Source organism: Serratia sp. PAMC26656 (genome assembly GCF_016469055.2).
In the GTDB taxonomy this organism is placed as follows: domain Bacteria; phylum Pseudomonadota; class Gammaproteobacteria; order Enterobacterales; family Enterobacteriaceae; genus Serratia; species Serratia plymuthica.
This window is the reverse complement of record NZ_CP150486.1, coordinates 5,455,238-5,478,346: the sequence shown is the minus strand read 5'-3', so window position 1 is coordinate 5,478,346 and position 23,109 is coordinate 5,455,238. Positions and strand designations below refer to the sequence as shown.

General features: G+C 54.1%; 15 protein-coding genes, 4 tRNA genes, 3 rRNA genes and 1 riboswitch. Of the genes, 18 read left to right on the top strand and 4 right to left on the bottom strand.

Features of this window, described 5'->3' with window-relative positions; all coding sequences use genetic code 11:
• Positions 1-7: 7 nt before the first annotated feature.
• On the top strand, positions 8-925 hold the full coding sequence (oxyR, locus tag JEM67_RS26620; protein WP_013814983.1) for a DNA-binding transcriptional regulator OxyR: 918 nt from the start codon (positions 8-10) through the stop codon (positions 923-925).
• On the opposite strand, the gene sthA is transcribed toward oxyR, so the two are convergent.
• Entirely contained in the window at positions 908-2,305 is a 1,398-nt protein-coding gene (sthA, locus tag JEM67_RS26615; protein ID WP_013814982.1) for a Si-specific NAD(P)(+) transhydrogenase, read from the bottom strand. The genes oxyR and sthA overlap by 18 nt on opposite strands.
• Before the next feature lie 216 nt (positions 2,306-2,521).
• Between sthA and fabR the strand changes: the two genes are divergently transcribed.
• Both fabR and JEM67_RS26605 read left to right on the top strand, forming a co-directional pair.
• Complete coding sequence (gene fabR, locus JEM67_RS26610) at positions 2,522-3,154, top strand: HTH-type transcriptional repressor FabR (RefSeq protein ID WP_006317771.1); 633 nt, start codon at positions 2,522-2,524, stop codon at positions 3,152-3,154.
• A gap of 12 nt (positions 3,155-3,166) precedes the next feature.
• Positions 3,167-3,535, top strand: a complete 369-nt coding sequence (locus tag JEM67_RS26605; protein WP_006328796.1) for a YijD family membrane protein — start codon at positions 3,167-3,169, stop codon at positions 3,533-3,535.
• A 38-nt stretch (positions 3,536-3,573) separates the two neighbouring features.
• Here JEM67_RS26605 and trmA read toward each other — a convergent pair whose 3' ends face one another.
• A complete protein-coding gene (trmA, locus tag JEM67_RS26600) occupies positions 3,574-4,677 on the bottom strand; it encodes a tRNA (uridine(54)-C5)-methyltransferase TrmA (RefSeq protein WP_013814980.1) in 1,104 nt (367 codons plus the stop codon).
• 124 nt (positions 4,678-4,801) lie between these two features.
• Positions 4,802-5,010, top strand: a riboswitch (cobalamin riboswitch).
• Between the two features lie 68 nt (positions 5,011-5,078).
• Between trmA and btuB the strand changes: the two genes are divergently transcribed.
• From btuB to yjfF, 13 genes are all read left to right on the top strand, one after another.
• Positions 5,079-6,971: a TonB-dependent vitamin B12 receptor BtuB gene (gene btuB / locus JEM67_RS26595; RefSeq protein ID WP_199637639.1), complete on the top strand. Its 1,893-nt coding sequence runs from the start codon at positions 5,079-5,081 to the stop codon at positions 6,969-6,971.
• Positions 6,916-7,779: a glutamate racemase gene (gene murI, locus JEM67_RS26590; protein WP_199637631.1), complete on the top strand. Its 864-nt coding sequence runs from the start codon at positions 6,916-6,918 to the stop codon at positions 7,777-7,779. Before btuB ends, murI begins: the two co-directional genes overlap by 56 nt.
• Positions 7,780-8,192: 413 nt before the next feature.
• Positions 8,193-9,734, top strand: a 16S ribosomal RNA gene (locus JEM67_RS26585).
• A 103-nt stretch (positions 9,735-9,837) separates the two neighbouring features.
• A tRNA-Ile gene (locus JEM67_RS26580) sits at positions 9,838-9,914 on the top strand.
• A gap of 123 nt (positions 9,915-10,037) precedes the next feature.
• Positions 10,038-10,113, top strand: a tRNA-Ala gene (locus tag JEM67_RS26575).
• A gap of 205 nt (positions 10,114-10,318) precedes the next feature.
• Positions 10,319-13,228: ribosomal RNA gene (locus JEM67_RS26570) — 23S ribosomal RNA — on the top strand.
• Between the two features lie 108 nt (positions 13,229-13,336).
• A 5S ribosomal RNA gene (rrf, locus tag JEM67_RS26565) occupies positions 13,337-13,452 on the top strand.
• Together the 16S, 23S and 5S rRNA genes with 4 tRNA genes alongside form the textbook arrangement of a ribosomal RNA operon.
• A 95-nt stretch (positions 13,453-13,547) precedes the next feature.
• A tRNA-Asp gene (locus tag JEM67_RS26560) sits at positions 13,548-13,624 on the top strand.
• Positions 13,625-13,677: 53 nt separating this feature from the next.
• Positions 13,678-13,753: transfer RNA gene (locus tag JEM67_RS26555), tRNA-Trp, on the top strand.
• 317 nt (positions 13,754-14,070) lie between these two features.
• On the top strand, positions 14,071-15,027 hold the full coding sequence (ytfQ, locus tag JEM67_RS26550) for a galactofuranose ABC transporter, galactofuranose-binding protein YtfQ (RefSeq protein WP_199639510.1): 957 nt from the start codon (positions 14,071-14,073) through the stop codon (positions 15,025-15,027).
• Positions 15,028-15,050: 23 nt separating this feature from the next.
• On the top strand, positions 15,051-16,565 hold the full coding sequence (ytfR, locus tag JEM67_RS26545) for a galactofuranose ABC transporter, ATP-binding protein YtfR (RefSeq protein ID WP_199639512.1): 1,515 nt from the start codon (positions 15,051-15,053) through the stop codon (positions 16,563-16,565).
• Positions 16,562-17,584: a galactofuranose ABC transporter, ATP-binding protein YtfT gene (gene ytfT, locus JEM67_RS26540; protein ID WP_143760048.1), complete on the top strand. Its 1,023-nt coding sequence runs from the start codon at positions 16,562-16,564 to the stop codon at positions 17,582-17,584. The genes ytfR and ytfT overlap by 4 nt, the downstream gene beginning before the upstream one ends.
• Positions 17,581-18,573, top strand: a complete 993-nt coding sequence (gene yjfF / locus JEM67_RS26535) for a galactofuranose ABC transporter, permease protein YjfF (RefSeq protein WP_013814974.1) — start codon at positions 17,581-17,583, stop codon at positions 18,571-18,573. Before ytfT ends, yjfF begins: the two co-directional genes overlap by 4 nt.
• A gap of 4 nt (positions 18,574-18,577) precedes the next feature.
• On the opposite strand, the gene hdfR is transcribed toward yjfF, so the two are convergent.
• Positions 18,578-19,405, bottom strand: a complete 828-nt coding sequence (hdfR, locus tag JEM67_RS26530; RefSeq protein ID WP_013814973.1) for an HTH-type transcriptional regulator HdfR — start codon at positions 19,403-19,405, stop codon at positions 18,578-18,580.
• A 119-nt stretch (positions 19,406-19,524) separates the two neighbouring features.
• Here hdfR and JEM67_RS26525 point away from each other — a divergent pair, with 119 nt between their 5' ends.
• Positions 19,525-19,863 carry a DUF413 domain-containing protein gene (locus JEM67_RS26525; RefSeq protein WP_004951725.1) on the top strand — a complete coding sequence of 113 codons (339 nt, stop codon included), beginning with the start codon at positions 19,525-19,527 and terminating at the stop codon, positions 19,861-19,863.
• Positions 19,864-19,890: 27 nt separating this feature from the next.
• Here the strand turns inward: JEM67_RS26525 and JEM67_RS26520 are convergent, their stop codons facing one another.
• A complete protein-coding gene (locus JEM67_RS26520; protein ID WP_199639515.1) occupies positions 19,891-21,414 on the bottom strand; it encodes a YifB family Mg chelatase-like AAA ATPase in 1,524 nt (507 codons plus the stop codon).
• 341 nt (positions 21,415-21,755) lie between these two features.
• On the opposite strand from JEM67_RS26520, the gene JEM67_RS26515 reads away from it, so the two are divergent.
• Positions 21,756-22,988, top strand: a complete 1,233-nt coding sequence (locus JEM67_RS26515) for an MFS transporter (protein WP_199639517.1) — start codon at positions 21,756-21,758, stop codon at positions 22,986-22,988.
• Positions 22,989-23,109: the final 121 nt, after the last annotated feature.

Here is a 23,109-nt window from a genome sequence, read left to right as displayed (position 1 = left end):
GGAAAAAATGAATATTCGTGATTTAGAGTACCTGGTCGCCTTGGCCGAGCATCGGCATTTCCGCCGTGCCGCCGATTCATGCCATGTTAGCCAACCCACGCTAAGTGGGCAGATCCGCAAGCTGGAAGACGAACTGGGCGTGATGCTGCTCGAACGTACCAGCCGCAAGGTGTTATTCACCCAGGCGGGCCTGTTGCTGGTGGAGCAGGCGCGTACCGTGCTGCGCGAAGTCAAAGTCCTGAAAGAGATGGCCAGCCAACAAGGGGAAGCGATGTCAGGGCCGCTGCATATCGGCTTGATCCCGACCGTCGGGCCTTATTTGCTGCCACAGATCATTCCTACCTTGCACAAAACCTTTCCCAAGCTGGAAATGTACCTGCATGAAGCGCAGACCCATCAGTTGCTGGCGCAGCTCGACAGCGGCAAGCTGGACTGTGCCATTTTGGCGCTGGTGAAGGAAACGGAGGCCTTTATCGAAGTACCGCTATTTGATGAGCCGATGAAGCTGGCGGTGTATTCAGATCACCCTTGGGCACAGCGCGATCGCGTAGCGATGCCGGATTTGGCGGGCGAAAAACTGCTGATGCTGGAAGATGGCCACTGCCTGCGCGATCAGGCGATGGGTTTTTGCTTCCAGGCGGGAGCGGACGAGGATACTCACTTCCGCGCGACCAGTCTGGAAACGCTGCGCAATATGGTGGCGGCAGGCAGCGGCATTACCCTGTTGCCAACGCTTGCGGTACCGCCGCAGCGTGAGCGAGACGGCGTCTGCTACCTCGACTGTTATAAACCGGAGCCGAAGCGCACCATTGCGCTGGTGTACCGCCCCGGCTCCCCATTGCGCAGCCGTTATGAGCAATTGGCCGAGGCGATCCGCGAGCACATGCAGAATTACTTCAGTACCACGTTAAAACAGGCGGTTTAAGCCGTTTAGCGCTGCCACCCGGTAGGCTTCGGCCATGGTCGGATAGTTGAAGGTCGTATTAACGAAATATTCGATAGTATTGCCTTCACCTTTCTGTTCCATGATCGCCTGACCGATGTGGATGATCTCCGCCGCACGCTCGCCGAAGCAGTGGATCCCGAGGATCTGCAAGGTGTCGCGATGGAACAGGATCTTCAGGCTGCCGACGTTCATCCCGGCAATTTGCGCACGTGCCAGATGCTTGAACTGGGCGCGGCCCACTTCATACGGCACTTTCATTGCCGTCAGTTCCTGCTCGGTTTTACCGACGGAGCTGATTTCCGGAATGGTGTAGATACCGGTCGGAATGTCTTCGATCAAATGCCCGCTGGCTTCGCCGGAGGCGATCGCCTGTGCGGCGATTCGGCCCTGATCGTAAGCGGCGGATGCCAGGCTCGGATAACCAATCACGTCACCCACGGCGTAAATGTGCGACAGCGCGGTCTGGTACATGCTGTTCACTTTCAGCAGGCCGCGGCTGTCTGACTCCAGACCGACATTCTCCAGCCCGAGTGAATCGGTGTTACCGGTACGCCCGTTGGCGTACAGCAGGCAATCCGCTTTCACTTTCTTGCCGGATTTCAGGTGAACGATTACGCCGTCGTCGGTGCCTTCGATCTTCTCGAACTCTTCGTTGTGACGGATCACCACGCCGTTATTCCAGAAGTGGTAAGACAGCGAGTCCGACATTTCCTGATCGAGGAACGCCAGCAGGCGATCGCGGGTGTTGATCAGATCCACCTTCACGTTCAGGCCGCGGAAGATCGACGCATATTCGCAGCCGATGACTCCGGCACCGTAAATGATTACGTGGCGTGGTTCGTGGCTCAGTTCGAGAATTGAGTCGCTGTTATAAATGCGTGGATGGTTAAAATCTACGCTCGACGGGTTGTAAGGGCGCGAGCCGCAGGCGATCACGATATGATCGGCGCGGATGGTGTCCTGGGTGCCATCCATGTAGCTGACGCTGACGGTGTTGGCGTCGATAAAGCGCGCATCGCCAGCAAACAGTTTGCACTGGTTGCGTTCATAGAAACCCTGGCGCATTCGGGTTTGCTGATTAATGACGTTATCGGCGTGGCGTAAAATGTCAGGGAAGGTTGCACTGAGCGTGCGTGAATTATTGTAAAGCGGGTTCTGGTTGAATTCGATAATGCGGCTGACGGCGTGGCGGAGGGCTTTGGACGGGATGGTACCCCAATGAGTACATCCGCCGCCCACATTATTGTACCGTTCGATAACGGCCACGCGGGCGCCCTGTTTCACCAGCCCCATAGCGGCACCTTCACCACCAGGGCCCGAGCCAATTACAATGGCATCAAATTGATAGTGCTGTTGCATGTAGGAGAGACCTGTTTTTATACAAAATTACAACGGTATCTTAACATCATAGCGCTGAGCGCCCAATCACCATTAGGCTTTTTGAGGCAAAGCACAAATGGTACAGGCTGAAACTGTGACAGGACGCGTTTGTATAAATGCTGTTGCAATAAAATTTGCTATATTGCCGACTCCACGGCGTTAGACTCAATGAATGGATCTTATCTGGATATGCATATGGGCGTCAGAGCACAACAAAAAGAACGGACTCGTCGTTCCCTCATTGAGGCGGCATTCAGCCAGCTAAGCGCCGAACGCAGCTTTGCCAGCCTGAGTTTGCGCGAAGTCTCACGCGAGGCGGGCATCGCGCCAACGTCATTTTACCGCCACTTCCGTGACGTGGACGAGCTTGGGCTAACCATGGTCGATGAGAGTGGCCTGATGCTGCGCCAACTGATGCGGCAGGCGCGCCAGCGTATCGCCAAGGGCGGTAGTGTGATCCGCACTTCGGTCTCCACCTTTATGGAGTTTATCGGCAATAACCCCAACGCCTTTCGCCTGTTGTTACGTGAGCGTTCCGGTACTTCGGCCGCCTTCCGTGCGGCGGTGGCGCGTGAGATCCAACATTTTATCGCCGAACTGGCGGATTACCTCGAGCTGGAAAACCATATGCCGCGCAGCTTCACCGAAGCGCAGGCGGAAGCCATGGTGACTATCGTGTTCAGCGCCGGTGCCGAAGCGCTGGACATTGACATCGACCAACGGCGTCGGCTCGAGGAACGTTTAGTGTTGCAACTGCGGATGATTTCCAAGGGCGCTTATTACTGGTATCGCCGCGAGCAAGAAAAAGCTTCTGTGTCCCACGTATAAAGGTAGAAAATGATGGAAAAATCAGGCCGTGAGAATGGCACTTTACTGCTGGCGTTGATTGCCGGCCTTTCAATCAACGGTTCGTTTGCCGCGTTGTTCAGCTCGGTAGTGCCGTTTTCTATTTTCCCGATAATTGCTTTGGCTCTGGCGGTGTACTGCCTGCATCAACGCTATCAGCACCGCGCCATGCCGGATGGCATGCCGAAACTGGCCGCAGCCTGTTTCCTGCTGGGGGTGCTGTTATACAGTGCGATTGTGCGTGCGGAATACCCGCAGATTGGCTCTAACTTCTTGCCGGCGATTGTCGCTGTGGCGCTGGTGCTCTGGATTGGCGTGAAGCTGAAGGCGCGCAAGGCGCTGGAGGGGAATACGCAGGCGTAAAGGTTGGACAGGGGCGCAGCAACGGCGCCCCTGTCAGGTTAAACGCGCTTTTCCAACAGTACACCGCATTCCATATGATGGGTGTACGGGAACTGATCAAACAGCGCCAGACGACTGATTCGGTGAGTTTCCTGCAGCGTTTCCAGATTGGCGCACAGCGTTTCCGGGTTGCATGAGATATACAGAATACGCGGATAGGCTTGCACCATTTTTACCGTTTCATCGTCCAGCCCGCTGCGCGGCGGATCGACAAAAATGGTTTCGCAGTTATAGCTGCTCAGATCGATACCTTTCAGCCGGTTAAACTCCCGTACCCCGTTCATCGCCTGGGTGAAATCTTCCGCTGCCATACGGATAATCTGCACGTTATCGATCTGGTTGGCCGCAATATTGTACTGTGCCGCAGCGACCGAAGGTTTGGCGATTTCGGTAGCCAGAACCCGCTCGAAGTTACGCGCCAATGCCAAAGAGAAGTTACCGTTACCGCAATACAACTCCAGCAAATCGCCTTTAGAACCGGTGGTTACGTCCAGCGCCCATTCCAGCATCTGTATATTCAGCGCCGCATTCGGTTGGGTGAAGCTGTTTTCCACCTGGCGATAGATCATGTCGCGGCCAGCGACCGGAAGGACTTCGTCTACATAATCCTGATCCAGCATGATTTTCATTTTAGACGCGCGGCCAATCAGTTGCAGGTCAAAGCCTTGAGCGCGCAGATCATCACGCAGCTTTTCTGCCTGCTGCTGCCATTCGTCGTCCAGTTTGCGGTGATACAGCAGTGAGGCAATGATTTTGCCGCTGCGGGTCGACAGGTAGTCAATCTGGAAAAGCTTGCGGCGCAGAATCGGCTCCGGCTTGATGGCAACGATCAGGGCGCTCATCAGGCGGTTAATCAATTCGCTGGCGGCAGGAAACTTGTCGACGCGGATGCGTTGTTTGGTCTGCTGATCAAACATGATGTGGTACATCTCGTCTTCATCATGCCAGATGCGGAATTCGGCGCGCATGCGGTAGTGGCTTACCGGCGAGCGGAACACTTCCGGCTCGGGTGCCGTGAACGGTGACATCAGCGTTTTCAGCCGGGCAGTTTTCTCCGCCAGTTGGTCATCGTAACGTTCAATAGGCAAGTTCTCGGGCGTCATGTTTCTTCTCGTCAGGCAAAATTGATCAGCGGGGATTGTAGGGAATCAGTCCGTGAAGTCCAGTTTTGTCGTGTTTATTATTTGTAACACTGATAGCAGTCTAGACATCTATTTACATTGATCGTAGCATTGTCGTCCGGCCTCAAGCAGCGAGTGAAAAGGGAATCCGGTTCGAATCCGGAGCTGACGCGCAGCGGTAAGGGGAAGTCACGGCGATAGCGTTTTACGCAGACACTGTCCATTGCAGGATGGGAAGTCATCGCCCGGTGCTGGTAGCTCACAGGCCACCCGCAACTCCCAAGCCCGAAGACCTGCCGGTGTTACGTCGCAATGCCCGTGGCCGTCGCGAAATACCGGCCATGATCCTGCGGCATCCGCCAATTAAGTTTGGATGCTTTTTCATGACAATTACAAAAAATACACTGCTGGCGGTGGTTTCTTCCATCACGGCTTTTTCTGGATGGGCGCAAGACAACACCAAAGCCAATAACAGCGATGACCTGGTGGTTTCCGCCAACCGTTTTTCACAGCCGGTTTCTTCCGTGCTGGCACCCACCTCTGTCGTTACCCGTGACGAAATCGACCGCTGGCAGGCAAAAAGCCTGACCGACGTGATGCGTCGTTTGCCGGGCGTGGATATTGCGCAAAACGGCGGTTTGGGGCAGCAAAGCTCGTTGTTTATCCGTGGCACCAATTCCAGCCACGTGCTGGTGCTGGTTGACGGAATTCGCCTTAATCAGGCCGGTGTCAGCGGTTCTTCCGACCTCAGCCAGATCCCGATCTCGCTGGTGCAAAAAGTCGAATATATCCGTGGGCCGCGTTCGGCAGCGTACGGATCTGATGCCATCGGCGGGGTGGTCAACATTATTACTACCCGCGAGAAGAATGGCACCACGCTTTCCGCCGGCATGGGGTCAAACGGCTATCAAGCCTACGATGCGTCCACTCAGCAACAGTTGGGCGACAGCACGGTTGCGACCCTCGCCGGTAACTACACCTATACCAAAGGGTATGACGTGGTGGCGAATCTGCCAGACAGCTTTGGTAACCCGGCGCAAACTGACCGCGACGGTTTCATGAGTAAGTCTCTGTATGGCAGCATAGATCATAAGTTTAATGAGGCTTTCAGCGGATTTGTTCGCGGCTACGGTTATGACAACCGTACGGCTTATGATGGTAATTACAGCTATTCCGACCCGGCACATTCAGACGCACTGCCGGATACCCGTCAGCTCTATAGCCAAAGTTGGGATAGCGGCCTACGTTACCAGGACGGTATTTATGCCACTCAGTTGATTGCCAGCTATAGCCACAGTAAGGACTATAACTACGATCCCAAGTATGGCCCTTATTCTGCTTCTGCAACTTTGGATGATTCCACACAATACAATGTGCAGTGGGGTAATACGTTCCAGGTTGCCAATGGCAACATCAGTACGGGTGTTGATTGGCAGGATCAGAAAATTGAGCCAGGCACAGCTTACATCACCGATAGCAAGAGCCAGCGTAATACCGGGATTTATCTGACGGGGCAGCAACAAATTGATGCCTTTACCCTGGAAGGGGCTGTACGCGGTGACGATAATTCGCAATATGGCTGGCATGGCACTTGGCAAACCAGTGCTGCGTGGGAGTTTGTTGAGGGTTATCGTGCAATTGCTTCCTACGGTACTGCGTTTAAAGCACCGAATCTGGGGCAACAATACGGCAGCTTTGGCGGCAACCCGGATTTGAAGCCAGAGGAAAGCAAACAGTGGGAAGGTGGTTTTGAGGGGTTAACCGGGCCGGTTACCTGGCGTGTCACCGGGTATCGTAACGATATAGATAACTTGATCGGTTATGCATCCAGCGGTTCTGGTTCTGCTTACTACAACGTCAATAAGGCAACCATTAAAGGTGTTGAAGCTACGGCTTCCTTTGATACCGGGCCGTTGGCCCACCAAATTGGTTATGACTATGTTGATCCACGTAATGCAAAAACCAACGAAGTGCTGCTGCGTCGTGCTAAACAGCAGGTGAAGTATGAGCTGGATTGGCAGGTACATGACTTCGATTGGGCTGTAACCTACCATTATCTGGGTGAACGCTACGACGGCGACTACAGTGGTTACACTACACGCACAGTCAAACTCGGCGGCGTCAGCCTGTGGGATCTCGCAGTTTCGTATCCGGTCACATCTCATCTGACAGTTCGTGGTAGAATTGCCAACCTGTTTGATAAAGATTATGAGACGGCTTATGGCTACGCTACTCCAGGAAGAGAATACTACCTCACTGGAAGCTATACCTTCTAACACCACCGCGACGCCCCGCCCGACGGTGCTGGTATTTGATTCCGGTGTCGGCGGGCTGTCGGTGTATCAGGAGGTTCGGCAATTGCTGCCGGACCTCCACTATATCTATGCCTTCGATAATGTGGCGTTCCCCTACGGCGAGAAATCCGAAGAGTTTATCGTTGAACGCGTGCTGGAGATTGTCAGCGCGGTGCAACAGCGGCATCCTCTGGCGATTGTCGTCATCGCCTGTAATACCGCCAGTACCGTATCGCTGCCGGCGCTGCGTGAACGCTTTACCTTCCCGGTAGTGGGCGTAGTGCCCGCGATTAAACCTGCTGCCCGCTTGACCGCCAATGGCGTTGTCGGGCTGTTGGCTACTCGCGGTACCGTACAGCGCACTTATACCCATGAGTTGATTGTCCGCTTCGCTACCGATTGCAAGATCGAGCTATTGGGATCTTCAGAGCTGGTGGAACTGGCGGAAGCCAAGCTGCACGGTGAAGCCGTACCGCTGGCCACGCTGAAGAAAATTCTGCATCCATGGCTGAGCATGCGCGAGCCGCCGGATACCGTGGTACTCGGTTGCACCCACTTCCCTCTATTAGCAGAAGAGTTAATGCAGGTGTTGCCTGAGGGAACCCGACTGGTGGATTCCGGCGCGGCTATTGCCCGTCGTACCGCTTGGCTTATTTCTTCGCAGGAAAATCTGGTGTCGACTCAGGAAGATAATCTGGCGTATTGCATGGCGTTGAATGAAGACACTGATGCTTTATTGCCCGTTTTGCAGGGATATGGCTTTAAATCGTTGAAAAAACTGCCTCTTTAACAGAGTTTTGGTTAAACATTCAACGGTTGGAAAAAATATTGAAATTAGGGGTTGCGGCCTTCTGAGAACTCCCTATAATGCGCCTCCACTGACCGGGAACAACGACTCCTCTAACGAGAGCCAGTCGCCCAGCCAGGAAGAAGCAAGCCGGTGAAAACACCGTTTCTTAATAAGAAAAAAGCTTGACTCTTCAGCGGGAAAGCGTAATATGCACCTCCCGCGTTACCGAGAGTTATCTCAGTAACGAACGCTCTTTAACAATTTATCAGACAATCTGTGTGGGCACTCCACAAGACGATATCCAGTACCTTCGGGTACGAAAAAATATCAAGTCTTGAAGAGTGACTACTGAAGTAAAATTCATTTAGTAACCTTTGAGCATCGCTTCACGAGTTGAAGCAAATCGAACTTTTAAATTGAAGAGTTTGATCATGGCTCAGATTGAACGCTGGCGGCAGGCCTAACACATGCAAGTCGAGCGGTAGCACAGGAGAGCTTGCTCTCTGGGTGACGAGCGGCGGACGGGTGAGTAATGTCTGGGAAACTGCCTGATGGAGGGGGATAACTACTGGAAACGGTAGCTAATACCGCATAACGTCTACGGACCAAAGTGGGGGACCTTCGGGCCTCACGCCATCAGATGTGCCCAGATGGGATTAGCTAGTAGGTGGGGTAATGGCTCACCTAGGCGACGATCCCTAGCTGGTCTGAGAGGATGACCAGCCACACTGGAACTGAGACACGGTCCAGACTCCTACGGGAGGCAGCAGTGGGGAATATTGCACAATGGGCGCAAGCCTGATGCAGCCATGCCGCGTGTGTGAAGAAGGCCTTAGGGTTGTAAAGCACTTTCAGCGAGGAGGAAGGGTAATGTGTTAATAGCACATTGCATTGACGTTACTCGCAGAAGAAGCACCGGCTAACTCCGTGCCAGCAGCCGCGGTAATACGGAGGGTGCAAGCGTTAATCGGAATTACTGGGCGTAAAGCGCACGCAGGCGGTTTGTTAAGTCAGATGTGAAATCCCCGCGCTTAACGTGGGAACTGCATTTGAAACTGGCAAGCTAGAGTCTTGTAGAGGGGGGTAGAATTCCAGGTGTAGCGGTGAAATGCGTAGAGATCTGGAGGAATACCGGTGGCGAAGGCGGCCCCCTGGACAAAGACTGACGCTCAGGTGCGAAAGCGTGGGGAGCAAACAGGATTAGATACCCTGGTAGTCCACGCTGTAAACGATGTCGATTTGGAGGTTGTGCCCTTGAGGCGTGGCTTCCGGAGCTAACGCGTTAAATCGACCGCCTGGGGAGTACGGCCGCAAGGTTAAAACTCAAATGAATTGACGGGGGCCCGCACAAGCGGTGGAGCATGTGGTTTAATTCGATGCAACGCGAAGAACCTTACCTACTCTTGACATCCAGAGAATTCGCTAGAGATAGCTTAGTGCCTTCGGGAACTCTGAGACAGGTGCTGCATGGCTGTCGTCAGCTCGTGTTGTGAAATGTTGGGTTAAGTCCCGCAACGAGCGCAACCCTTATCCTTTGTTGCCAGCGATTCGGTCGGGAACTCAAAGGAGACTGCCGGTGATAAACCGGAGGAAGGTGGGGATGACGTCAAGTCATCATGGCCCTTACGAGTAGGGCTACACACGTGCTACAATGGCGTATACAAAGAGAAGCGAACTCGCGAGAGCAAGCGGACCTCATAAAGTACGTCGTAGTCCGGATTGGAGTCTGCAACTCGACTCCATGAAGTCGGAATCGCTAGTAATCGTAGATCAGAATGCTACGGTGAATACGTTCCCGGGCCTTGTACACACCGCCCGTCACACCATGGGAGTGGGTTGCAAAAGAAGTAGGTAGCTTAACCTTCGGGAGGGCGCTTACCACTTTGTGATTCATGACTGGGGTGAAGTCGTAACAAGGTAACCGTAGGGGAACCTGCGGTTGGATCACCTCCTTACCTAATGATATTGATTCGAGTGGCGTGCTCACACAGATTGTCTGATGAAATGAAAGAGAGCATAAGGCTTAATCTTATCGGTTAAGTCTTAAAGCACCTTGTCGGGTCTGTAGCTCAGGTGGTTAGAGCGCACCCCTGATAAGGGTGAGGTCGGTGGTTCAAGTCCACTCAGACCCACCAATTCCCTCCTATCCTGCGTTGTCGACTCACATGTTTACGTCAGTAAACGTTGTAAGCCTTCGCTTTGACGAGAAGCGAATTGGCGAAGGTAGTAGACAGGGTGTAAAAATGCTTTTCTGATATGGGGCTATAGCTCAGCTGGGAGAGCGCCTGCCTTGCACGCAGGAGGTCAGCGGTTCGATCCCGCTTAGCTCCACCATATCAAAAAATCTTAAAACTGATTCGTAAGAGTCACGTTTAAGATATTGCTCTTTAACAATCTGGAACAAGCTGAAAATTGAAACATGACAGCTGAAACTTATCCCTCCGTAGATGTATTGGGGTAAGGAGTAACCTGTCATAGAGTCTCTCAAATAAACAGCACGACAGTGTTTTCTGTTTACAGAAACACCTTCGGGTTGTGAGGTTAAGTGACTAAGCGTACACGGTGGATGCCTAGGCAGTCAGAGGCGATGAAGGGCGTGCTAATCTGCGAAAAGTGTCGGTAAGGTGATATGAACCGTTATAACCGGCAATACCCGAATGGGGAAACCCAGTGCAATTCGTTGCACTATCATACGATGAATACATAGTCGTATGAGGCGAACCGGGGGAACTGAAACATCTAAGTACCCCGAGGAAAAGAAATCAACCGAGATTCCCCCAGTAGCGGCGAGCGAACGGGGAACAGCCCAGAACCTGAATCAGTTTGTGTGTTAGTGGAAGCGTCTGGAAAGTCGCACAGTAAAGGGTGATAGTCCCGTACACTAAAATGCACATTCTGTGAGTTCGATGAGTAGGGCGGGACACGTGACATCCTGTCTGAATATGGGGGGACCATCCTCCAAGGCTAAATACTCCTGACTGACCGATAGTGAACCAGTACCGTGAGGGAAAGGCGAAAAGAACCCCGGCGAGGGGAGTGAAATAGAACCTGAAACCGTGTACGTACAAGCAGTGGGAGCCTACTTTGTTGGGTGACTGCGTACCTTTTGTATAATGGGTCAGCGACTTATATTTTGTAGCAAGGTTAACCGTATAGGGGAGCCGTAGGGAAACCGAGTCTTAACTGGGCGAATAGTTGCAAGGTATAGACCCGAAACCCGGTGATCTAGCCATGGGCAGGTTGAAGGTTGGGTAACACTAACTGGAGGACCGAACCGACTAATGTTGAAAAATTAGCGGATGACTTGTGGCTGGGGGTGAAAGGCCAATCAAACCGGGAGATAGCTGGTTCTCCCCGAAAGCTATTTAGGTAGCGCCTCGTGAACTCATCTTCGGGGGTAGAGCACTGTTTCGGCTAGGGGGCCATCCCGGCTTACCAAACCGATGCAAACTCCGAATACCGAAGAATGTTATCACGGGAGACACACGGCGGGTGCTAACGTCCGTCGTGAAGAGGGAAACAACCCAGACCGCCAGCTAAGGTCCCAAAGTCATGGTTAAGTGGGAAACGATGTGGGAAGGCATAGACAGCCAGGATGTTGGCTTAGAAGCAGCCATCATTTAAAGAAAGCGTAATAGCTCACTGGTCGAGTCGGCCTGCGCGGAAGATGTAACGGGGCTAAACCATGCACCGAAGCTGCGGCAGCGACGCTTAGGCGTTGTTGGGTAGGGGAGCGTTCTGTAAGCCGTTGAAGGTGGCCTGTGAGGGTTGCTGGAGGTATCAGAAGTGCGAATGCTGACATAAGTAACGATAAAGCGGGTGAAAAACCCGCTCGCCGGAAGACCAAGGGTTCCTGTCCAACGTTAATCGGGGCAGGGTGAGTCGACCCCTAAGGCGAGGCCGAAAGGCGTAGTCGATGGGAAACAGGTTAATATTCCTGTACTCGGTGTTACTGCGAAGGGGGGACGGAGAAGGCTAGGCTAGCCGGGCGACGGTTGTCCCGGTTTAAGCGTGTAGGGGGAGAGAATTGGTAAATCCGTTCTCTTATTCAACCCTGAGGCGTGATGACGATGCACTACGGTGCAGAAGTAGTTGATGCCAAGCTTCCAGGAAAAGCCTCTAAGCATCAGGTAACACAGAATCGTACCCCAAACCGACACAGGTGGTCAGGTAGAGAATACCAAGGCGCTTGAGAGAACTCGGGTGAAGGAACTAGGCAAAATGGTGCCGTAACTTCGGGAGAAGGCACGCTGGCGCGTAGGTGAAGAGACTTGCTCTTGGAGCCGAAGCCAGTCGCAGATACCAGCTGGCTGCAACTGTTTAATAAAAACACAGCACTGTGCAAACACGAAAGTGGACGTATACGGTGTGACGCCTGCCCGGTGCTGGAAGGTTAATTGATGGGGTCAGCCGCAAGGCGAAGCTCTTGATCGAAGCCCCAGTAAACGGCGGCCGTAACTATAACGGTCCTAAGGTAGCGAAATTCCTTGTCGGGTAAGTTCCGACCTGCACGAATGGCGTAATGATGGCCAGGCTGTCTCCACCCGAGACTCAGTGAAATTGAACTCGCTGTGAAGATGCAGTGTACCCGCGGCAAGACGGAAAGACCCCGTGAACCTTTACTATAGCTTGACACTGAACATTGAGCCTTGATGTGTAGGATAGGTGGGAGGCTTTGAAGCGTGGACGCCAGTCTGCGTGGAGCCAACCTTGAAATACCACCCTTTAATGTTTGATGTTCTAACTCGGCCCCGTAATCCGGGGTGAGGACAGTGTCTGGTGGGTAGTTTGACTGGGGCGGTCTCCTCCCAAAGAGTAACGGAGGAGCACGAAGGTTAGCTAATCACGGTCGGACATCGTGAGGTTAGTGCAAAGGCATAAGCTAGCTTGACTGCGAGAGTGACGGCTCGAGCAGGTACGAAAGTAGGTCTTAGTGATCCGGTGGTTCTGAATGGAAGGGCCATCGCTCAACGGATAAAAGGTACTCCGGGGATAACAGGCTGATACCGCCCAAGAGTTCATATCGACGGCGGTGTTTGGCACCTCGATGTCGGCTCATCACATCCTGGGGCTGAAGTAGGTCCCAAGGGTATGGCTGTTCGCCATTTAAAGTGGTACGCGAGCTGGGTTTAGAACGTCGTGAGACAGTTCGGTCCCTATCTGCCGTGGGCGTTGGAAGATTGAGAGGGGTTGCTCCTAGTACGAGAGGACCGGAGTGAACGCACCACTGGTGTTCGGGTTGTCATGCCAATGGCATTGCCCGGTAGCTAAGTGCGGAAGAGATAAGCGCTGAAAGCATCTAAGCGCGAAACTTGCCTCGAGATGAGTCTTCCCTGGGCCTTTAAGGCCCCTGAAGGAACGTTTAAGACTAAGACGTTGATAGGCTGGGTGTGTAAGTGCAGCGATGCATTGAGCTAACCAGTACTAATGATCCGTGAGGCTTAACCTTACAACACCGAAGGTGTTTTAGAGAGATTGGTGTAGATTTTCAGCGAAGTTCCGAGATTGGTTTCAATGGCGACACGAGAGTGAAGCGGTTGGAATGAAACAGAATTTGCCTGGCGGCAATAGCGCGGTGGTCCCACCTGACCCCATGCCGAACTCAGAAGTGAAACGCCGTAGCGCCGATGGTAGTGTGGGGTCTCCCCATGCGAGAGTAGGACACTGCCAGGCATCAAATAAACGTTATCAGCATGACACCTGGTAATGAGCAGGATCGCCAAGCGCGGTTTTGCCTGCATCGAAAGGTGCAACGTAAAAGAATCGGTGGAGCGGTAGTTCAGTTGGTTAGAATACCTGCCTGTCACGCAGGGGGTCGCGGGTTCGAGCCCCGTCCGTTCCGCCACTTATTTAAATTATGCCTGCTAATTTTAGCAGGCATAATGTTAAGCGAGATTTAGGGGCGTAGCTCAGTTGGTAGAGCACCGGTCTCCAAAACCGGGTGTCGCGAGTTCGAGTCTCTCCGCCCCTGCCATATTAAAAACCCTTCGCGAAAGCGAAGGGTTTTTTTTGCTTTCTACATTTTCTAAATTTTCGCTACTCCTCTGAAAAATTGCCTAAAAACTCCTCTGAAATCGTTCCCAATTTAGACATTTTTAGCTGAATCCATGTACAAAATGGTTGTTCTACCGCGATGTGATGCTGCTCATTATTCCCGCCTGATTTTCAACTACAACTAAGTAGCGCCCAACCTTTTGGCCGCCAACTCCACCAGAAAAATAGGCAGCATATACAACAACGACTACCCCTGCCGGAGGGAGTCACATCCCTGGGCAAAGCGAGGAGAACAACATGGTTAAACGTCTGCTGTTAGCGGCCGCCATTACTGGCGCATTGATCGGTTCGGCACAGGCAGCACCGCTGGTCGTCGGCTTTTCTCAGATTGGTTCTGAATCGGGCTGGCGCTCGGCGGAAACCAAAGTATCGAAACAAGAAGCGGAAAAGCGTGGAATTACGCTGAAAATCGCCGATGCGCAGCAAAAACAGGAAAACCAGATCAAAGCGGTAAGATCTTTTATTGCCCAGGGCGTTGACGCTATTTTTATTGCGCCAGTGGTCGCTACCGGCTGGACCCCGGTACTGCAAGAGGCGAAAGAGGCCAAAATCCCGGTATTCCTGCTCGACAGGATGATCGAAGTGAACGATCCCTCGCTGTATACCGCTGCTGTGGCATCGGACAGTGTGCATGAAGGCAAAGTTGCGGGGGAGTGGCTGGTCAAAGAGGTTGCCGGTAAGCCTTGTAACGTGGTGGAACTGCAAGGCACCGTGGGCGCCAGCGTCGCAATCAACCGCAAGAAAGGCTTTGCTGACGGGATCGCCAGCACCGCCAACGTCAAAATTATCCGTTCGCAATCTGGTGACTTCACCCGCAGCAAGGGTAAAGAAGTGATGGAAAGTTTCATCAAGGCTGAGCAGAACGGCAAAAATATCTGCGCCGTATACGCTCACAACGACGATATGGCGATAGGTGCCATTCAGGCGATCAAAGAAGCCGGCTTGAAACCAGGCTCACAAATTAAAATTGTCTCCATCGACGGTGTTCCCGATATCTTCAAAGCGATGATCAATGGCGAGGCCAATGCGTCGGTCGAGCTGACACCGAATATGGCTGGTCCTGCGTTCGACGCGCTGTTGGCGATGAAGAAAGACGGCACGCAACCCGCGAAGTTTATTCAGACCGAATCGAAACTGCTGCAGCCCGATACCGCAAAACAGGAATTCGAGCTGAAGAAAAGCATGGGTTATTAATCCACTCACCGACGGGACAAAAGATGGCCGCATCTCAGACCACGTTATTGGCGATTAAAGGATTATCCGTCGAGTTTCCTGGCGTAAAGGCGCTGGAAGAGGTTGATTTCACGCTGCAGCGCGGAGAGATCATGGCGTTGTTGGGTGAAAACGGCGCGGGGAAATCCACGCTAATCAAAGCGCTGACCGGGGTTTATCAGCGTTCTGCCGGTGAAATCCTGCTGGAGGGCAAAGCCATTGCGCCGCAAAGCACCGCTCAAGCGCAGGCGTTGGGGATTGGTACGGTTTATCAGGAAGTTAACCTGCTGGCGAATATCTCGGTGGCTGCCAATTTGTTTATCGGCCGCGAACCTACCCGTTTCGGCCTGGTCGATCAAAAAACCATGCTGCGGCGGGCCCAGCAACTTTTGCAGGGCTATGGGTTGCAGCTGGATGCCAGCCAGCCATTGGGCAACTACTCGATTGCGATCCAGCAGATTGTCGCCATCGCCCGGGCGGTCGATCTTTCAGCCAAAGTCCTGATCCTGGATGAACCCACTGCGAGCCTGGATGCTAAAGAAGTCACCATGCTGCTGGATATTCTCAGTCAGCTGCGTTCGCAGGGGATAGGCATGATCTTTGTCACTCATTTCCTCGATCAGGTTTACCGCATCAGCGATCGCATTACCGTGCTGCGCAACGGTAGGTTGGTGGGTACCAAGCCTGCCAACGACTTGCCACGGCTGGAGCTGGTCCAGATGATGCTCGGTCACGCCTTTGACGAGTCGTTGCTCAAGCGGGGCGAGCATGTACCGACGGATGCGTCTCCGCTGGTCGAATTTAACGGCTACGGGCGTCGTGGCATGGTTGAACCCTTCGATCTGAGAATAAGGCCGGGTGAGATTGTCGGATTGGCAGGCCTGCTCGGTTCGGGGCGAACCGAAACGGCCCAACTGATATTTGGCATCAAATCGCATGATAGCGGCAGTGCGAAAGTGGAGGGCCGCGCGGTGAATATTCGCACACCGCGCAAAGCTGCCAATCTCGGCTTCGGTTATTGCCCGGAGGATCGTAAAACCGACGGAATTATCGGTGCTGCGACGGTGCGAGAAAATATCATTCTGGCTCTGCAGGCTCAGCGCGGCTGGTTAAAGCCGCTCTCGCTACGAGAGCAAACCCGCATTGCCGAGAGTTTTATCCAATTATTAGGTATCCGCACGCCGGGCCCGGAGCAACAGATCCAATACCTGTCCGGAGGGAATCAGCAGAAGGTGCTGCTGTCGCGTTGGTTGGCAACCAAACCCCGTTTTCTGATCCTGGATGAACCGACGCGCGGGATTGACGTTGGTGCGCATGCAGAAATTATCCGGCTGATCGAAAGGTTGTGTGATGAAGGATTAGCGCTGCTGGTGATCTCTTCTGAGTTGGAGGAACTGGCGGGATATGCCGATCGCATCGTGGTATTGCGCGACAGGAAACACGTTACGCAGCTTGAGCATACGACTATTACGGTACCTGCGATTATGCAGGCTATTGCTGTGCAACAGGGGGCAGGATGAACCACAGGAGCTTCTCCATGACCGGTGGACCACGCAAAGTCAAATGGGTATTCCCGGCCGGGGCGACGCAGTTGGGAGCGTTGGCGGCGATTTTGCTGATCGACAGCCTGGTCGCCCCGAATTTCTTTTCCATTCACATTCAGGATGGCCGTCTGTTTGGCAGCGTGATCGACATCGTTAACCGCGGAGCGCCGGTGGCGTTGCTTGCCTTGGGCATGACGCTGGTGATCGCCACCGGCGGTATCGACCTCTCAGTGGGGGCCGTGATGGCAATCGCCGGTGCTACGGCGGCAACGCTGACCAGCGCGGGCTATCCACTGGGTTACGTGCTGACCGCTGCGCTGGCCGTGGGGGCGTTGTGTGGTCTGTGGAACGGATTTCTGGTCGCGGTGCTGCAGATACAACCGATTGTCGCCACACTGATGTTGATGGTGGCCGGGCGCGGTATTGCACAGCTGATCACTGAAGGGCAAATCGTCACTTTCGAACGCGAAGGTTTGGCGCAACTGGGCAGCGGCGCGCTGATGTATTTGCCGATGCCGGCGATCATTGCCGCCGCGATGCTGTTGTTGATCTGGCTGCTGACGCGCAAAACCGCGCTGGGGCTGTTCATCGAGGCGGTGGGGATTAACCTGCGCTCGGCGCGCAATGCGGGGGTGAGTACGCGTTGGGTGGTCATGGCGGTCTATGTGATCTGCGGGCTGTGCGCCGCCGTGGCGGGGATTATTGTGACTGCGGATATCCGTGGTGCAGATGCCAACAATGCCGGACTGTGGCTGGAGCTGGATGCGATTTTAGCGGTGGTGATTGGCGGAGGATCCTTGCTGGGCGGCCGTTTTAATCTTCTGTTGTCGGTAGTGGGGGCATTGATTATCCAGGGGATGAATACCGGCATTCTACTGTCCGGCTATCGGCCGGAGTTCAATCTGGTACTGAAGGCGATAGTGGTGCTGGCGGTGCTGATGATTCAATCGCCGAGCGTATCGTTGCATCGGCTGTTAAGGAGACGAAAGCCATGATCAAACGTAATCTGTCACTGTTGATTACCCTCGTGGTCTTTCTTCTGGGCTACGGATTTTGTCTAACCCAGTTTCCCAGCTTTGCGTCAACGCGGGTATGGTGCGATTTACTGACAGACAACGCGTTTCTCGGCATTGTGGCGGTGGGGATGACGTTTGTGATCCTGTCCGGCGGTATCGATCTGTCGGTTGGCTCGGTGATCGCCTTCACCGGCGTATTGTTGGCCAAGCTGATCGGCGTTTACGGCATTGCACCGGGCTATGCGTTCGTCATTGCTCTGTTGATGGGGGCGTCGTTTGGCGCTCTGATGGGCTGGATCATTGATGCGCTCAAGCTACCGGCATTTATCATCACGCTGGCTGGTATGTTCTTCGTACGCGGCATGAGTTTTATCCTTTCGGAAGAGTCGATACCCATTGATCATCCGCTGTATGCGACGCTGGCGAACTACGCCTGGAAACTGCCGGGTGGCGGCCGCTTCACGCTGTTAGCGTTGGTGATGCTGTTGGTGGTGGCGGTTGGCATGGTGCTGGCGCACCGCACGCGCTTCGGCCATAACGTCTATGCCATCGGCGGCAATCGGGTATCTGCGGCATTAATGGGTGTGCCGGTACAACGCACGACGGTGCTGATTTATATGCTTTCAGGCACGCTGGCGGCGCTGTCCGGGATTATTTTCTCGTTATATACCTCTGCGGGCTATGCGCTGGCGGCCAGCGGTGTCGAGCTGGATGCCATTGCCGCCGTGGTGATTGGTGGCACGTTGTTGACCGGCGGTGTCGGTACCGTGCTGGGCACGTTGTTTGGCGTGCTGATCCAGGGGCTGATTCAGAGCTATATCACCTTCGACGGTACGCTCAGCTCATGGTGGACCAAAATCGTCATCGGCATCCTGTTGTTCTGCTTTATCGGCCTCCAGAAGGCGATGAGCGCATTTTGGCTCAACAGACGAACCAAACCACGCCATCCCCGACTAAAGCCGCTATAGCGTCTTAGGCTGCGGTGTTTAAAGGTATTTTCAGCAATTGCCGGATGAGTGGCTGCTGGTCGCTATTTTGCAGCCACACAGCGTACAGCGGGCGGATAATCGCCGGGGTTTCGGGGGTCGCCACCAACTGTGGATAGTCCTTCTCCCACTGGCTGGGCAGGAAGGCGCAGCCGCCGGTGGTTTCCAGTAACTGGCGGGTCAGGTGTGCCGAGGTGGTGGTAAGCACCGGCAGATTATCGCTTTCCAACATGCGGCTTTCTTGCGGATGAAAGTCTGCCCCCCATTCCAGCTTGATATACGGCATCGGCGCATGCTTATCACGTAGAGTAGAAGAGAACAGCCGCAGCGAGAAATTACCCAGCAGCTGGCTGGCCAGCTCATCCATCTTTGGCGGTTCGGTCGTGATGAGCAAATCGAGCTGTCTTTCATGCAGCTGTTTTACCAAAGAATGCCGTAGCGCAACCCTGGCTTCAAGTTGTAACGCTTCACGTTGCTGATAGAGCGATTGCAGCCACGGGGTTAGGTAGGCCTCCCACAAAGATGCGGTGGCACCGATGGATAATTCGGTGTGCTGCAGCGAACGCACCACCTCTTTTTTTGCCAACTGCCAGGTTGTCATCAGGCTCTCAGCATAGGGCAGAAGCCGCTCTCCGGCTGGCGTCAGGCGGATATTGTTACGGTGACGGGTGAATAAATTCGCGCCTAATTGGTTTTCTAACTGGCGGATGCGGAAACTGACCGCAGACTGCGTTAAGTACAAGGATTCCGCGGCTCGGCCAAAGTGACGCGTTCTACTGACCTCCAAAAAGGTTTTCAGTAATTCGGTATCCACACCTATCTCCAGAAATTTTTATCGTTAAGATTTAAATGTTTTGTTTTACACAATGTCAAGCCTATCTAATACTCCGCGCCATAAACAGCACGGCCATGAGAGAATTAGGAGCGTGTCAGATGGCGGATAGCTTCACCACGACCAATCGTTTTTTTGATAATAAACATTATCCTCGCGGGTTCTCCCGTCACGGCGATTTCACCATTAAAGAAGCGCAATTGCTAGAGCGCTTCGGGTATGCGTTCAACGAGTTGGACGCAGGCAAACGCCAGCCGGCCACTGAAGAAGAACAGCTGTTCGTCGCAGTGTGCCACGGTGAACGTGAGCCGGTAACCGAGCAGGAAAAAGTATGGGCTAAATATCTGGCGCGCACACGTCGTCCGAAAAAATTCCATACCCTGTCCGGTGGCAAGCCGCAGGCTGATGCGGTGGAAGACTACACCGAAAGCGACGATTGATAAAAATGGGGCCTGCGGGCCCCATTTTTATTCCAGGCTGCGATGCAACTGCAGCAACAGTCGGTCCATACAGCGGTAGCCAAGCGCTTCGCTCAGGTGACGCTTATCAATATCCCGATCCCCCGCCAAATCCGCCAGCGTACGTGCCACTTTTAAAATTCGTTGCCAGGCGCGAACCGATAATCCCAACTTGTTTAACGTCGTCTCAAGAAAATCGGCATCCGGTGCGCTGAGCGTACAATCCCGTTCGACTTCGGGATTACTCAACAGGGCGTTGATTTTTCCTGCCCGGCAGAGTTGCCTTTCACGCGCCTGCAATACCCGTTCACGTACCTGAATGCTGCTTTCTCCGCCGGTGCGCTTTTTACTGAGCACGCCTGGCGGCAGCAACGGCATCTCAATCGATAAATCGAAACGATCGAGAAACGGCCCTGAAAGCCGCCCGAGATAGCGCAAGACCTGTTGCGGCGACGCACGGTTATGCATGCCCTGGTAGTGTCCTGTCGGGCTGGGATTCATTGCGGCGATCAACTGCACCCTGGCCGGAAAGCAGACCTTGGCGCTGGCGCGTGAAATGACGATTTCGCCAGACTCCAACGGTTCACGCAGGGCATCCAGCACGCGCCGTTCGAATTCCGGCAACTCGTCCAGAAACAGTACGCCGTTATGCGCCATGGATATTTCCCCCGGTCGCGGCAGTGAGCCACCGCCAACCAGCGCGACCATTGAGGCGCTGTGATGCGGTGCGCGAAATGGCCGCTGGCGCCATGGCAGCGTTTCGGCAGGGTGATGCAGCAGACTGGCTACGGCCACGCTTTCCAGCGCCTCCCGGTCGGTCAGCGGCGGCAGCAGGCCGTTCAGGCGGCTGGCTAACATGGTTTTCCCGGTACCCGGCGGGCCGACCAGCAGCAGGTTATGCCCTCCTGCTGCGGCGATCTCCAGCGCACGCTTGGCCTGTTCCTGGCCCAGAATATCCTGCAGATCGGCGGGCTCCTGCCGGGTTTCGGCGGCGGCTGGGGCGCTGGCCACCGGTAAAACACCTTTGCCCAACAGAAAGGCGCACACTTCCAGCAGATGTTCCGCCACCCGGCTTTCACTCTGTGCAATCAGGCCCACTTCCTTACCATTGGCTGCCGCCAGAATCAGCTGTCTTCCGGCATCCATTGCCGCCAGCGCGGCCGGTATCGCGCCGCTTACTCCCCGCAGAGCGCCGGAGAGCGCCAGCTCCCCAAGGAACTCATAGCGCGCCAGCTGATCGGCCGGCAGCTGTTCGGAGGCGGCGAGGATTGCCAGGGCAATAGGCAGATCGTAACGGCCGCCCTCTTTGGGAAGATCGGCTGGAGCCAGGTTGACGGTGATGCGTCGGGCGGGAAAGGTGAAACCGTTGTTGATCAACGCGCTGCGTACCCGATCGCGGGCCTCTTTCACCGTGGTTTCCGGCAGCCCGACCATTGTCAGGCCGGGTAGCCCGTTACTGATATGTACTTCGACCGTCACCGAAGGGGCCTGAACGCCCATCGTTGCCCGGGTATAGATAACCGCCAGTGACATATTGCTCTCCTTTCTGAAGGCAACATGATGCGGGATTCGCGCCCCCGGAGCGCGGCAGCGTTAAATAGTTTGCGTAAAGGTTCGTAATTTAGATCTTTTATTTCAAATGGATATAAATATTCTGCGAAGCGCATCGCAAGTGATGGCAATACCCCTTAACAATTACGCGAACGCTGCAACACATTAGCGGGCTAGCCCTGTTGCAGACAGAGGTGGGATGGGTGTATTTAACAATTAGTTAAAATAAAAGCCCTTTAATTAACAAACTCCGACCGCCGACGCGTTCCGCCACGGCAGCCGCTAAACCTCATGACTTCGTACGCGAGAGTAGGGATAACACTATGTTTGGTTGGACCCCGCAGCAACGCAATGCGGCTATCGCCAGCTTTTCAAGCTGGACGCTCGATGCGTTTGATTTCTTCGTGCTGGTGTTTTTGCTCAGCGATATCGCGCAATCTTTTCATGTCGGCATGGAAGAGGTGACGCTGGCGATCCTGTTGACGCTGGCAGTACGTCCGATCGGCGCGCTGATCTTCGGCCGCGCGGCGGAAAAATACGGCCGCAAACCGATTTTGATGCTGAATATCGTGTTCTTCTCGGTGTTTGAGCTGCTGTCCGCTGCGGCGCCGTCGTTGGCGGTATTTTTGCTGTTACGGGTATTGTACGGCGTGGCGATGGGCGGGATTTGGGGCGTGGCGTCATCGCTGGCGATGGAAACCATCCCGAACCGTTCACGCGGCCTGATGTCGGGGATTTTCCAGGCTGGTTATCCGTTTGGTTATTTGTTGGCGGCAGTGGTATACGGTTTGCTGTTTAAGGTGGTGGGTTGGCGTGGCATGTTTGTTATCGGTGCAGCGCCGATTTTGCTGTTGCCGTTTATTTACTATTGCGTACAGGAATCGCCGGTGTGGCTGGCGGCGCGTGAACGCAAGGAAAGCAGCGCGTTGCTGCCGGTGCTGAAGAGCCACTGGAAACTGTGCGGCTATCTGGTGCTGCTGATGGCCGCGTTTAATTTCTTCTCGCACGGCACCCAGGATATGTATCCGGTGTTTCTGAAAGTTCAGCATGGTTTCGATGCTAAAACCGTCAGTATCATCGCTATTAGCTACAATATCGCGTCAATTATCGGCGGGGTTTTCTTCGGTGCGCTGTCGGAAAAAATCGGCCGCAGGAAAGCAATTATCATCGCTGCGCTGCTGGCCTTGCCGGTGATCCCGCTGTGGGCGTTTTCCAGCGGTTCGCTGATGCTCGGGATTGGCGCATTTTTGATGCAATTCATGGTGCAGGGCGCCTGGGGCGTGGTTCCGAGCTATCTCACCGAGCTGGTACCGGCCAATACTCGTGCGGTGCTGCCGGGGTTCGTTTACCAACTGGGGAATCTGATTGCGTCGGTGAATGCGACATTGCAGGCAACGATTGCCGCTCACCATGGCCACAACTATGGGCTGGCGATGGCGATCATTGCCGGCACGGTGGCGATTGTTATCGCACTGTTGGTGTTCTTCGGCAAGGATACGCGCGGCCAGGCAATCTCTGGCGAGGTGAAAACCCCAAGCCTGCACGCTAACGTTTGAAATCGCGGTAGTTTGCGTGAGGTATGACCAGATTGCGTCGAATAATAACGCAAAAAAAGTGTTGTCATGCCGAGCGTGACTATGGTACCTCTGTAGGCATTAGTTCGAAACGAGCACAGTG